Annotated in this window: 15 protein-coding genes and 1 riboswitch; of the genes, 4 read left to right on the forward strand and 11 right to left on the reverse strand. The window is 63.3% G+C overall.

Translation table 11 applies throughout. The features are described from left to right. From tnpB to LH128_RS15760, 7 genes are all read right to left on the reverse strand, one after another. Positions 1-219, reverse strand: a 219-nt coding sequence (tnpB, locus tag LH128_RS35045) for an IS66 family insertion sequence element accessory protein TnpB (RefSeq protein WP_442800361.1), incomplete at its 3' end; no start/stop codon positions are given. Beyond that, positions 120-431, reverse strand: a complete 312-nt coding sequence (locus LH128_RS15735; RefSeq protein WP_008830649.1) for a transposase — start codon at positions 429-431, stop codon at positions 120-122. The genes LH128_RS15735 and tnpB, both read right to left, overlap by 100 nt. 170 nt (positions 432-601) lie before the next feature. Further along, positions 602-1,078, reverse strand: a complete 477-nt coding sequence (locus LH128_RS15740; RefSeq protein ID WP_008830650.1) for a hypothetical protein — start codon at positions 1,076-1,078, stop codon at positions 602-604. Positions 1,079-1,089: 11 nt separating this feature from the next. Next, positions 1,090-2,340 (reverse strand): molybdopterin-dependent oxidoreductase, encoded by a 1,251-nt coding sequence (locus tag LH128_RS15745; protein ID WP_008830651.1) that lies wholly within the window; start codon positions 2,338-2,340, stop codon positions 1,090-1,092. A gap of 85 nt (positions 2,341-2,425) precedes the next feature. After that, on the reverse strand, positions 2,426-3,580 hold the full coding sequence (locus tag LH128_RS15750) for a TDT family transporter (RefSeq protein ID WP_230588550.1): 1,155 nt from the start codon (positions 3,578-3,580) through the stop codon (positions 2,426-2,428). Further along, positions 3,577-4,446 carry a LysR family transcriptional regulator gene (locus LH128_RS15755; protein WP_008830653.1) on the reverse strand — a complete coding sequence of 290 codons (870 nt, stop codon included), beginning with the start codon at positions 4,444-4,446 and terminating at the stop codon, positions 3,577-3,579. Before LH128_RS15755 ends, LH128_RS15750 begins: the two co-directional genes overlap by 4 nt. Before the next feature lie 83 nt (positions 4,447-4,529). Next, on the reverse strand, positions 4,530-5,102 hold the full coding sequence (locus LH128_RS15760) for a uracil-DNA glycosylase (RefSeq protein WP_231635506.1): 573 nt from the start codon (positions 5,100-5,102) through the stop codon (positions 4,530-4,532). A gap of 23 nt (positions 5,103-5,125) precedes the next feature. Here LH128_RS15760 and copM point away from each other — a divergent pair, with 23 nt between their 5' ends. From copM to LH128_RS15775, 3 genes are read left to right on the forward strand one after another with little or no spacing between them, the layout of a single operon-like run. After that, a complete protein-coding gene (copM, locus tag LH128_RS15765; RefSeq protein WP_243692798.1) occupies positions 5,126-5,692 on the forward strand; it encodes a CopM family metallochaperone in 567 nt (188 codons plus the stop codon). After that, positions 5,689-7,125: a YVTN family beta-propeller repeat protein gene (locus LH128_RS15770; protein ID WP_008830656.1), complete on the forward strand. Its 1,437-nt coding sequence runs from the start codon at positions 5,689-5,691 to the stop codon at positions 7,123-7,125. Before copM ends, LH128_RS15770 begins: the two co-directional genes overlap by 4 nt. Next, positions 7,122-7,694, forward strand: coding sequence for a DedA family protein (locus tag LH128_RS15775; protein WP_008830657.1), 573 nt, complete (start codon positions 7,122-7,124; stop codon positions 7,692-7,694). The genes LH128_RS15770 and LH128_RS15775 overlap by 4 nt, the downstream gene beginning before the upstream one ends. A gap of 67 nt (positions 7,695-7,761) precedes the next feature. Here LH128_RS15775 and LH128_RS15780 read toward each other — a convergent pair whose 3' ends face one another. The 4 genes from LH128_RS15780 to LH128_RS15795 all read right to left on the reverse strand — a co-directional run bounded on the left by LH128_RS15780 (position 7,762) and on the right by LH128_RS15795 (position 11,736). Further along, entirely contained in the window at positions 7,762-9,075 is a 1,314-nt protein-coding gene (locus LH128_RS15780) for a phospholipase D-like domain-containing protein (RefSeq protein ID WP_008830658.1), read from the reverse strand. Between the two features lie 66 nt (positions 9,076-9,141). After that, positions 9,142-9,879, reverse strand: coding sequence for a universal stress protein (locus LH128_RS15785; RefSeq protein ID WP_008830659.1), 738 nt, complete (start codon positions 9,877-9,879; stop codon positions 9,142-9,144). Positions 9,880-9,953: 74 nt separating this feature from the next. After that, positions 9,954-10,355 (reverse strand): DUF190 domain-containing protein, encoded by a 402-nt coding sequence (locus LH128_RS15790; RefSeq protein ID WP_008830660.1) that lies wholly within the window; start codon positions 10,353-10,355, stop codon positions 9,954-9,956. Beyond that, positions 10,348-11,736 (reverse strand): voltage-gated chloride channel family protein, encoded by a 1,389-nt coding sequence (locus tag LH128_RS15795; protein ID WP_008830661.1) that lies wholly within the window; start codon positions 11,734-11,736, stop codon positions 10,348-10,350. Before LH128_RS15795 ends, LH128_RS15790 begins: the two co-directional genes overlap by 8 nt. Positions 11,737-11,759: 23 nt before the next feature. Continuing rightward, a riboswitch (Fluoride riboswitch) is annotated at positions 11,760-11,830 on the reverse strand. 193 nt (positions 11,831-12,023) lie between these two features. On the opposite strand from LH128_RS15795, the gene LH128_RS15800 reads away from it, so the two are divergent. Continuing rightward, entirely contained in the window at positions 12,024-12,461 is a 438-nt protein-coding gene (locus LH128_RS15800) for a hypothetical protein (protein WP_008830662.1), read from the forward strand. Positions 12,462-12,721 lie beyond the last annotated feature (260 nt).

Here is a 12,721-nt window from a genome sequence, read left to right on the forward strand (position 1 = left end):
CCCGGCATGCACATCATGGTTCAGACTATGCTGCACCTGCAGGGCCAAAGACCGCATGCCTTTTCGCATGTCCGTATGGCCCATCGCTATCCATATCCGGGCACTCGAGGCGATCGGGATCATCGCCGCAGCGACCGCAGCACCGCAGCCGCCAGCGTCGGCGATGCAGTCGCCGATATCCGCACCACGGCACTGCCCAACTCCACGACAACGGCACATCCGGGCGGCGCAGAGCGCTCAGGCTCAACCACAAGCTGCGCAAATCCGGCAGCGTCACCCAGCATCTGGCGGCGCCAGCGATAAATCTGCCCCGGCCGCAGGTCGGCTTGCCTGGCAATCTCGGCAATGTTCGCCCCGGGCTGCGATATCGCCGTTACCAGCGCCTGCTTCTGCGCTTCCGTCCATATCCGTCGGCGCTCCACCCCCGACATTATCGTTACCTGACCCATCGCACCGTCTCTAACACTGGTGCAAACACCAGCGCTTGCACCAGTGCCATCTCAGATTATTCGATTAATCCCACAAGGCGACCGCTAACGGAGGCGTACGCTCAATGCTCCTAGGGTAGCGCCTGAAAGCAGACGTTACGCAGCTTGGCGCCTCAACCCGTTCCTCCGGAGGCATCCGGCGCGGTGCCGGGGGCGGTATCCTGAGCCTTTCCGGTCGGCGCCCCATCCTGCGCTGCACTCATCGCCGTCAGATAGTCGACGATAGCCGGAATGTCCTTGTCCGCCACGGGAGCCTTGTAGACATCCTTCATCTTGGTGACCGTTGCCTTCCACTGGTCCGCTGAAAGCACTGGCTGGGTCATCGCCATGCTGGCGGAATGGCAAGACGTGCAATTCGCATTGATGACATCGGCATGAGGGCCATCGGGATATTGCTGCTCATCGATAGGAAGATCGACCGTATCCGAGGTCATGGTAAAGCCGTTCACGGAAATGCTGCTGGGTGTAGGCCCTGTGGATTGGGGTTCGGGCAGCGGGGTGTAGCTGCCGGGAGGGCCCACCATCATGAGGGTGAAGACGGTCACGCCGAGCAGTCCGACGGCCAGCATGCCTGGGGTTGGCGCTTTCATGCCAAAGCTCCTTATGCCGTCACGATGGTAGTGGTTTCGATATTGCCGCGCATGAAACCGCCAGGGTTCCAGATCGGCGCCATCGGCTGTGCGACGCCTGCCGTATTCCAGCAGCGCGACATAAGCGACGTCTTTCCGGGGCCGGGCAAGGGAACCTGCGCGTCCCACCGCCGGAAACTGTACTTCCCGTGGTCCGGTCCGAGCTTGGTTGCAAACCAGTGGCGACCGCCGTCGGTGGACACATCGACCCGTGCCACGCCGCAGTCGCCGCCCATGGCAATACCGCCGAGCGGGATCGAGGCCTCGTGTGCGATCCGCTGACCTTCGCCCAGACTGGTAACCCACGAACGCGGGATCATGCGGTTGATCGGAACGGTTGGGAAGTCCTTGGCGCCGGGCTTTACATTGGCGCCCGGCGTCGCCGGGATCTTGTAGGCCTTGGCCATCCAGTATTCGTCATCAGGCCCGGGCAAGACCTCGATGTCGTTCAGCATCTTGACCCAGTAAGTCGAGTACCAGCCCGGCACGATCAGCCGGATCGGGAAGCCGTTGAGGAGCGGCAGCTGCGTGCCGTTCATGCCGAAGGCGATCATCACTTCGCCGTCGCGGGCATGATCGATGTCGAGCGCCTTCTCGAAGTCCGGGGCACCGGCGACCACAGGTTGATCGAGCGCCCCGAACCGGACCTGGACCGCCCCCGCCTTCACCCCGGCCAGATCGAGCACATCGCGCAGGCGCACGCCGAGCCACTTCGCATTGCCCATCGCCCCGTTGCCCCACTGCGCGCCGGGGACGCGGGGCTGGAACAGCCCGCGCGAATTGCCCGAGCACTGGTTCACCGCGGCCATCTCCACCCGCGGCAGGCGCATCAGCTGTTCGAGGCTGATTGCGATCGGCTTGTTGACGTGCCCGCGGATAGTGAGCCGGAAGGCATCGACGTCGATCGAGGTCGGGATGTCCGCCCAATGCCAGCGCACGAAGAACTGGTCATTGGGGGTGAACACATCTCGGTCGAAGACATCCATCGGTGTTTCCAGCAACGGCGGATGGACGCGCTGGAGGATCATGCTTCCTTTGCCGGGAAATGCGCTCGTCATTGGGCGCTGCGCATTGCCGCCGGGGAGATGCAGGTCGGTCAGACCCTGCGTGATGCCTTGCGCCAGAGCGGGTGCGGCAGCGATGGCTGCACCGCCGAGCGCGGCATTCTGCAGGAAACGGCGGCGGCTTGTTTCGGCCGCGAGCTCAGCATCCAGTCTGTCCATGGTCGTATCCTCTCGGGCAAAATGGTGGCGGGTGCTGCTGTGAGAAGCAAGCGATCAGAACGCCGTTACTGATCGCAATGCCCGATCAGTTTGTAGCGGCGATACAGGGTGATACGAACAGATTGCCGCGCCATCCGCCGATCAGGGTCTTGGCGGCCACCACGATCCACATCAGCGCGAGCGCCAGGGTCAGGGCGGTGCCGACGATACCGAAGAAGGCAAGGTTCAGGGTCGTGCCAAGGCGAAAGGTTGCCACGGTGAAGACGCCTAGCGGGAAGGTGTAACCCCACCAGCCAAGGTTGAACGGGATACCTGCCCGCCAGTAGCGCCAGGTGATGAGCGAGGCGAGCGCCAGCCACCAGAGGCCAAACCCCCAGAGCAGCAGGCCGGCGATTGTGCCGATACCCTGGGCGACAGCGCCGACATCGGCCAGCCCATGCCCGGCCATGATCGCAGGCGCATCGCCGCCCAGAACCAGCATGCCCAGCGCGCCGGTGCCGATGGGGCCGAGTGCCAGCCAGCTCGATGCGGCCATGCCCTCATGCGGCAGCTTGTGCAGCGCCATGCGCAGGATCAGCAGCGCCAGGATGCTGAAGGCGACCGGGACCGAATAGGCCCACAGGATGTAGGACGTGACGAGCATCCCAAACTGTGCGCTGCCCTGCGCCAGATGCGGCGCCAACAGTCCTCCGCTGGCAGCCGTCACTTCGGCCGCCACGACCGGCAGCAGCCACACCGCCGTCATCCCATCGAGTGAATGCTGGTGGCGCGTGAACATGAAGTACGGGATCAGCACACCGCAGCTCACCGCCATGGCGGCGTCGATCCACCACAAGACCGTGGCGACCGGCACGATGCCCTCGCCGAAGCGCGCGATACCGAATGCGAGACAGCCGTTGATGATCGTGGCGAGACCCATCGGGATCGTGCCGATGAACATCGATACGGTATTGTGCCCGAAGATGCGCCGCGCTTCGTGGCCGAACAGGATCCAGCGCGCGGTATAGAGCGCGGTAAAAAGGGTGAAGAGCCCGATGTTAAAGAACCACATCACTTCTCCCACCGGCTTGAGCGAAGCGCCGATGCCCGGCATCTGCGGGAGGGCCAGCGCAAGGATGCCCGTGCCCATGGTTGCGGCAAACCAGTTGGGCGTGAACTGGCGGATCATCTCGCGCGGGTGATCGAGCCGGCTGAGCGGGCGCATCCCTTCGAGGATGGGCTTGATATCCGTGGTCATCATCCAAACTCCTTGACCAGTTCGGTCAGCGCGTCGGCTGCCCGAGTGCGATACCGTTCCTTGTGGCGTAACGCCTCAAATGGACGGGCTGGCATCGCGAGCGGCAATTCATGAAGGTGCCCCGCAGCAAGCGCGCGGCGCACCACCAGTTCGGACAGGACCGCGACACCGGCGCCGGCCTCGACAGCAGACCGTACGGCTTCGTTGGACGGCAGCGTCATGGCGATGTCCAGGTCTGCCGGATCGATACCGCGATCACGCAGCACATCCTCGAAACTCGACCGCGTGCCGGACCCGTGCTCTCGCACGATCCAGTTGGCGCCGCGCACCCAGTCCTCATTGATGGTATCGACAGCCTGCCCCGAGATAAGCAGCATCCGGTCCTCGCCGACTTTCCAGTGGGCGAGTGCGGGCTGGTCGATCGAACCTTCGACAAAGCCCAGTTCCGCGCGGCCATCCAGTACCCGCGCTGCCGCACCTTCGCTGTTGTCGATTGCGAGTTCGACGCGGATCGCCGGGTGACGGCTGTGGAACTGGGCGAGGCGCGAAGGGAGCCAGTAGCTGGCGATGGTCTGGCTGGCGACAAGGCGCAGGGTTCCGCGCTTCAGGCCGCCATACTCGGCCAGGGTAAGCTCCGCCGTCGCGGCGCGGCCAAGGACGGCGCGTGCCTCATCGAGGAACATGCGACCCGCCTCGGTCAGTTCGATGCCGCGACCCACGCGGTTGAAGAGCGGAACGTCATGTCTGGCTTCCAGTGTGGCAATCGCGGCGCTGGCGGCGGACTGGGTCACGCCCAGTGCCTCTGCGGCCCGCGTCATATGTTCGCGTTCGGCGACACCTACAAAGATGCGCAATTGTTCAAGGGTCATGGTGATCTCCTGTCACCATCGATACCTCAGCCCTATCAATCACTCCAACGCATTGATTATATCATTCCAATCGTATTTTAAGATCATTCGATTAGTACGGTCCTGGCGGCCACCAGCGCGCTCGCGATCCGTTGGCCGACATCAGGACTGTTGCAGACATTGGCCGGACTAGGATGGGGCATGGTGATGATTGATACATCGGGCCGCGCCTCTTTGATAAGCGCCTCCGCACCTGCAGCCACCCGTCCCGCCAATATGCAGACCCGCACGCACGGCAGTTTCGCAAGCAGGCCGGGAAGCGTTGCGAGACCCTCGGCAATCTCTGCGCGGCGCAGTGCGCGATTGCGGGCGCCGGGGGCGTGGACGATCCAGGGCACGCAGTTCCACTGAACGATGTCGTTTCGGCCAATGCCTGCAGCCTCAAGATAGCGGCGAAGGTTCCGAGCTGTGCCTGACGGATTGTCCCGCGACACGAAGCGAGTGCGATCAGGCCCGGGCCCCGGCGTCTCAAGAAGCAGGAGAAGGCGCGCATTTATGCCGCCATCGAACGGGTCGAAATGCGGCACCGGGTGTCCTGCGCCAACGAGCCCCTCACGCCATATCTCCAGCGGCGCGATGTGCGGCGCACCAAGAGCCGCTTTGCGTTCGGCGATCAACGCGGGATCATCCAGCCAGACCATTGATCGTCAAATCCTGTCGAAACTACAAAAATCATCGGTTGGATCGATCGCGACGGTTGCGCCATCCGTTCGATAGGCAACGCCTGCGTTGGCGCACATGCTCCTCAGCAGCTCGCATTTTTTCCGTTGCGCACTGCGACGATGACACTTGCGTCCGCTGTGGGCGTTATCGCCGGAGCGCCATGACGAAAGGGCTTCACTTGAAACTGCTATGGGGATTGGCCGGCCTTTGCGCGGCGACAGCATCGGCGGCCGCACTGGCGACATCGCCCGATGGCTTCGCAAGCCAGATGGCAGCCTCCATGGAGCGGATGCACCATGCGATGATGAATGCGCCATCGGGCGACCCGGACCGCGACTTCGCGGCAATAATGATCCCCCATCACCAGGGCGCAATCGAGATGGCGGAAGCGGAACTCAGGTATGGAAAAGACGAACGCCTGCGCCGTCTGGCTCAGGGCATCATCGTCGAGCAGCGGCAGGAGATCGCCGTCATGCAGGACATCCTCGCCGAAAAGACCGGCCCCGCTGCCGGCGCGCATCATCACATGGGAGACGACAAATGAACAAGACGCTGAGCATCGTGTCATGCACCTTGCCGATAGCGGCTGCCCTGGTCGCACTCCCGGCATCTGCGCAGCAGGTCCCCAATGCCCAGCCCGACAGGGCAGTCAGTGCGCAGGACCGCTTCTACACTTCGGACCAGTTTTCCAACACGGTATCGGTCATCGATCCGTCGACGAACACGCTGCTGGGGGTCATCAAGCTCGGCGATCCCACGCCTGCAAATCTCAGCCCGCTTTATCGCGGTCAGCTTCTGGTCCATGGCATGGGCTTCTCGCCTGATCGCCGTACCCTGGCGGTCGTGTCGATCGGGTCCAACTCGGTCAGCTTCATCGATACCGCGACCAATGCCGTGAAGCACACCGCCTATGTCGGGCGCTCCCCGCATGAAGCCTTCTTCCGGCCCGATGGCCGAGAAGCCTGGGTGAGCGTGCGCGGCGAGGATTATATAGCGGTGCTCGACGGGACCACCTTCAAGGAGACGGGCCGTATTGCTGTCCCCAACGGGCCGGGCATGACGATCTTCTCGCCCGATGGGAAATATGGCTACGTCTGTTCCAGCTTCTCGCCAGAAACCGTCGTCATCGACACCAGGTCAAAGCGCATCGTTGGCCGCGTGAAGCAGGACAGCCCCTTCTGCCCCGACATCGCCGCCACGCCTGACGGCAAGCAGGTATGGCTGACGCTCAAGGACGTCGGCAAGGTGATGGTCTTCGACGCCAAGCCGCCCTTCGCCGTGATGAAGACGATCGACACCGGGCCGATCACCAACCACGTCAACATCGCCAGGACAGCTAAAGGCCAGTTCGCCTATGTAACGGTCGGCACGCAGAATATCGTCAAGGTCTTCCGGACCGACACTTTCGAACAAGTCGCCTCGGTGCCGGTCGGCGCGCTGCCGCATGGGCTCTGGCCCTCAGGCGATGGCAGCCGGATCTATGTCGGGCTGGAAAATGACGATGCAGTCGCCGTCATAGATACGGCCACGAACAAGGTCATTGCCACGATCCCGATCGGACAGGGCCCGCAGGGCGTCGCCTATGTGCCCGGCGCCGTGCCTTCGGGGCAAGGCCTCGACAACCTCGTGCCGCTCGCCAAGGCGCAGGGCAAAGTGCAGGTCGTGCTGGAAGGTCAGGGACAGAGCCAGGTGTCGCTGTTCGATCAGGGGCAGGTGCAGATCCTGCAGGCCGCGGTCGCCGGACTGGCGCCCAAGCAGACCTTTACGCTGGGTCTGGCGGCGCGTCAGGATGGTACTGATACAGTCGAGCCGCTGGCCAAGTTCATGACCAATCCGGCAGGCGCGGCGATCGTCAATGCGGTTGGCCCGATCCGGCAGATCGTCAAGGACGCCGCGCCTGCAGAGCGCCGCTTCCTCGTAATCCGTTCCGGCGCGCCGGATGAGGCAGGCGCGGTGGTCCAGCGGCAGAAGCCGTGACGCTTGAAGCGGTCCTTAGCCAGTACGGCCTTGCCGCTCTGTTCCTCGGCGCCGGGATCGAGGGCGAGACGGTGGTCGTGCTGGGCGGCGTGATGGTCCACCGTGGCCTGATCGCGTACCCGGCGGCCATCGCGGCGGCAGCACTCGGGTCCTGTATCGCGGACCAGATCTTCTTTGCCCTCGGCCGCCGGTTCCGCGATCATCGCTATGTTCGGCGCGTCCAGCAGAAGGCCGCGTTCCGCCGCGCCATCGATGTGTTCGAGCAGCGGCCAGTGCTGTTCGTGTTCGGCTTCCGCTTTCTGTATGGCCTGCGCACTGTCAGCCCCATCGCGATCGGCACGACCGCGCTTCCTGCCTCCCGCTTCATGGCTATCAACGCATTGGCGGCCGTGGTCTGGGCGACAGTCTTCGTGACCCTGGGTTACCTGTTCGGTCAGGGCATCGAGGCTGCTTTTGGCCGCGTCCGCGATGTGGGCCATGTTCTGCTGCCCGTACTCGCGGTGCTGCTCCTCGTCGGCCTCGCCGCACACTTCCGGCACCGCAGGCGCGAGGTCACAGCAAAGGACTGACGAGGCGAGCTAGATTTTCGCAGAAGCGGGAAACACGCGGGCGATCACGCCATTCCTCCAGCAAAAGTCAGTCGCTTCGGCGGATGTATCCCCGTTGGACATCCGCGAGAGGTCCGGTGGACGCTTCATCATGCAAGATCAGACTGATCTCGGCATTCAGCATGAAGGAGCGAACATCGGCATTGCTGGATCCGATGACGGCGATGCGGCCATCGATCGATACGTTCTTCGCGTGCAGCAACCTGTCGCGGTAGAGGTGGAGGCGTACGCCCGCCTCGAGCAGTTCGCTATAATAGGATCGCTGGGCAAGGTTCACGAGCCGCTGGTCCACGACACGCGAAACGACGAGGTCGATCGCGACGCCGCGTGCGACCGCGTTCTTGAGCGCGGTCAGCAGGGCTTCGTCTGGGATCAGATAGGGCGAGACAATGGTGATATTCTCTTGCGCCTCGTGAACGAGTTCGACGAGCAATCGCTCATAGCCGGGCACGCGGTAGTCTGGCCCACTGGGCATCGCCTGCAATTCTGAGGCGCCTGAGGCATCGGGCACGGGCAAGGCCGCGATGGTCTGTTCGGTCTCAAGGAACAAGTCGCTGGCAAAGACCGCATCGAGCGCGCAGACAACCGGGCCTTCAACCCGCGCTACGAGTTCGTCATTTACGATCCCGGGCTTGAAATCGCGGTTCACAATATTCTGCGACCCTACGAAAGCGACCCTGCCATCGATCAGGCACAGCTTGCGGTGATTGCGCAGATCGCTTCGCGCACGGCGAAGCGCCGCGAAGCGAACCGGCAGGACCAGGCGGGCAGTGACGCCTCGGTCCGCCAGCATCGGTAGGCTGCGTTTTGCCCAAGGGCGCGAGCCCAGCGCATCGATCAGGACGCGGACATCGACGCCGCGTGCATGTGCGCGGCCAAGGGCATCTGCGACTTTCTGTCCCGTCCGGTCGTCTGCGAAGATGTAGGTCAGCAGATGCACCCGAACATGGGCTGCATCTATCGCCGTCACCATAGCGTCGATCGTGCCGTCATAGTCCTCAAGCAGATGGAGGGCGTTGCCCCCACAGTTTGGAAAACCGCCCAGCCATTGTGCAAGCACAGCTGTCCGGGAAGGCGCGCTTTTGCTGCTCATCAGCGCCTGCCCGGCACTCTCCCGCTCCGGCGCCGCCCGCCTGAAGCGGTCCCGCCGCCAGGATGGGAACGCGGCCCGGCCGATCAGGCGGTACAGGATGAAGGCGGGCACCGGCAAGAACAGCACGAGAAGCAGCCAACTGCGCGCCGCTTCGGGCGGACGCCGCAGCGGAATGACCACCACCATGATGAGCCGGATCGCCCATTCGAGCAGCAGATAAGCGAGCGTCAGGTTCGGGATGGAGATCATCGCGCGATGCTACCTGTCTCTGCTGCGTCGTGTCGATGCGCCCGTCAGATCACGCCCCCTTCAACCTTAGCGAACCATCAGGAGCGGGATGTCCGCCTTGGCGAGCAGGTGCCGGGTGGTTCCGCCTGCGAACCATTCGATCAGCTGGTTATGCCGATAGGCTCCCGTCACAAGCATATCCGCTCCCGCCAGATGGGCCTCAGTCAGGAGTTGCTGACCAAGGTTTTCGTGCGAGCGCGGCACGACGTGGAGCTGGTGCGCAATCCCTGCATCGTCGAGCAGCGCTTCCAGCTTGAGCGCCGGATCACCTGCATCGCCGATCCGAATAGCGGTGACGTCAGTGGCGCCTTCCAACCAGGGCGTGGCCGCCTCGATGGCGCGCCTTGCCGCATCGGAGTCGCTCAAGCCGGCAGCCACACGCGAAAAGCTCTGACCGGGCTGGGGCTTCCAGGAAACCGGGACGATCAGCACCGGTTTCTGGCTATCGAACAGCGCGGCATGCAGGGCGTCCCCGCCGTCCATGTTTCGCTCGTGGGCGATCACGACCAGCAGGTCGGCATTGTTCGCCTCCTGCGTCACCACGACTTGCTCATCCCCAACGATGGTTCGCCAGGCAACGGGTGGCGCGTCCTGGGCGGCTCCTGCGGTCCATGCCACGAAAGCCGTGTGGCAGGCGGCCGATCGCTCGCTGGCCGTGCCTTCCCAATGTTCGCGCAGACGCTGCATATCGACCTCTTCGCTGGCGGCAACGAGCAGGCCGGGATCGACCACGACATTCAGCGCTTCGATTGTACAGTCCCCCACGCTCTGCGCTGCGAGAACGGCTGCATTGAGGCATGTCGCAGTGCTGTCGGCTCCGACGATGACGGAAAGGATCTTTATGCTTTGCTCTCCTGATGCGGCCTTGCCGGGGCTTCGATCGACCAATGTTCGAGCTGTTTGTAGATGACCACCTTCGTCGACAGCAGGGCGGCATGCCGCTGGCAGAACAGTTCAAGATCGGCGCGGTGGCCGATCAGTTCGACGCACATGGTCAGATAGGGATTGCTCGTTTCCGCGCCCTGATCGAGCACCGGCCCGTGGTTGCTGAAGCCGTAATGGGTATGATGGGCTACGGCGTTCATCAGACCGGCAGCCTTGGCCTGGACGACAAGCTCACGATAGAGCGGGCGTGCTGACCACAGCTTCCATGCCTTGCGCGGCTCTGCCGTATCACGCGGCGCCATGTAGATACGCAGCATGCCGATCTCGCTGGACGTGAGAATAGCCGTGTCAGTCATTTTTACGAAGATCCTGCTTTGTGATCTGAGGGCGCGCGGCGCGAACGCTCCGCAGCGTAATGCCGGGGCTGATGGAAATGCGCGGATGCTTGGGGACGGCAATCTGCTGAGACAGGTAGATGCCGCTGTGGCCTGAGCACAGATAGGCGACGAAACAGGCTACGGCGATGTAGACGGCATGGGTAGCACCGAACAGTTCGATGCCCATGATGGTGCAGGCCAAAGGCGTGTTCGCTGCCCCGGCAAAGACAGCAACGAACCCGAGACCGGCAAAAAGATCGACAGGAGCGCCGAATAGGGTGCCAAGGGCGTGGCCGAGCGCCGCGCCGATGAAGAACAGCGGCGTTACCTCGCCTCCCTTGAAGCCGGTGCCCAGCGTCACGACCGTGAACAGCAGCTTGAGCGCCCAACTCCAGTAGTCAGGCCCCGGCGCGAAAAAGCCGGCGATGGTGGGTGTCGAGGCGTCGGGCGCCCAGACGCCGAGGCCAAGATAGTCGCGCGTACCGAGCAGATAGACCAGAGCGATCACCGCCAGGCCGCCCAGGAAGGGACGCAGCGGCCCGAAGCGGACGTGGCGCTTCACGAAGTCGCCGAAGCCGTGCGACAGTTCGGAGAACAGCAGGCCGACCAGTCCAAACGCCACACCGGCAACGCCCGCCTCGAGCAGAAGCACCGGGTCGACGGCAATCGGTCCGACCGCGCGCTGGAGATAGTCGATATGGTACAATCCGTGGTGGATTCCCCACTGGTGACAGGTCCAGTCGCCGACAATCGCAGCTATCAGTACCGGCACCAGCGCCCGATATTCCACACGGCCGACTGCCAGCACTTCGAGAGCGAAAACGGCGCCTGCCAGCGGTGTGCCGAAAACGGCCCCGAAACCTGCGGCAATACCCGCCATCAGGATGATGCGGGTACTCTCGGCATCAAGCCGAAACATCGTGGCGAAGGCGCTGGCAAGGCTGCCGCCCAGCTGCACAGCCGTCCCTTCGCGCCCGGCCGAGCCGCCGAACAGGTGCGTGACAACGGTGCCGAGGAAGATTAGCGGCGCCATGCGCAAAGGTACGCCGCCGCCCGGTTCATGGACCTGCTCGACGATCAGGTTGTTGCCGCCTTCGACGCTGCGGCCAAACAGATGATAGAGCAGCCCGACCGCGAACCCGCCGACCGGCAGGAGGAACAGCAGCCATGGATGCGCAAAGCGCGTGCGCGTGGCAATATCCAGGCTCCAGAGGAAGGCTGCGCAGAGATTGCCCACCGCCGCCGCCATGGGAACAAGGAGCGCCAGCCAACGCAACACGGACAGAGCATGGTCGTGCCGGTCCCGAACAAAGGTCAGGACGTTCAGGTTCGACAGCAATATTGCGAATTTAGCGCGCACGATTCCTCCTTGTTGCGAAAACGCATCAGGTAGGAATCATCAGCCCGAAGGCGGTTCGGCCGAAGCCCGGCGGAAATCCATCGCCTTGCCGGCGCATATCGTATGGCGAATGCGTTTGGTCAAGCAGCAACGCATGCGGAGGTGGATCTGTACGGCAACTTCATGCCTCTCCTGCGCTGGAAGCTGTCAGTCGCCTTTCGGCCAAAGACTGCCTGAAACTCCTAGCCGCGAAAGGAGAGGGGAAAGCGGGATTTGCGCGCAATTCAGTCGCGCGAAGGAGATCCGCCATGTCCGATCACTACATCATGATCGCCAGCAGCCAGTACCCGCAGACTTATGTCGCGAAAGGCGCCGACCATGCCAAGGCTCTGGCGGACTATCGCCAGAAAGATTCCGAAGCCTTTCTTATGACCTGCGAAGCCTACCAGAAGGCCGAAGTCGAGCGCACCATGGCGAAGTTTCCGCTCACGCGCGTCACTGAGCGGTTCTACAATCACATGCTCGGCGTCCTGCCCCCAATCTATAGCCGGTTCAGCCCCGGTTGGTTCGTCGGCGAAGCCGTCGTGCAGCGCGTCTACACGCAGTTCATCGAGCACAAGGGCCGCTACTACGCCGGCCATGCCAACCTTGGCGCCGACCGCAAATGCTGGACGATCGCCGACATCGAGGCGCTCGAAGCCAGCGGCAATGTCACCGAGGTCGACTGGTTCACGGAAGACTCCTGAAGCAGCCTGAAGGTCAGGGCATCAGAGTGGAGGGGGAAGGGGACAATCGAGCGCGGGAATGCGCTCGGTCTGACCCGGAGCCCCACCATGACCTACGACGTCCCGTTCCGTCACATGCAGGCGATCGACCCCAGCAGCCTCACGACCGTTACCGCGACCCTTCATGCCCTCAACAGGGCGATGGAAGACTGCCGTATCGCCGGTGTCGATCCCGACCATGACCCGGCAATCGCGCTGCTCGCCCGCCACTTCGCGGCCGT

The organism is Sphingomonas sp. LH128 (assembly GCF_000293195.2).
GTDB classification, from domain to species: Bacteria; Pseudomonadota; Alphaproteobacteria; order Sphingomonadales; family Sphingomonadaceae; genus Novosphingobium; species Novosphingobium resinovorum_A.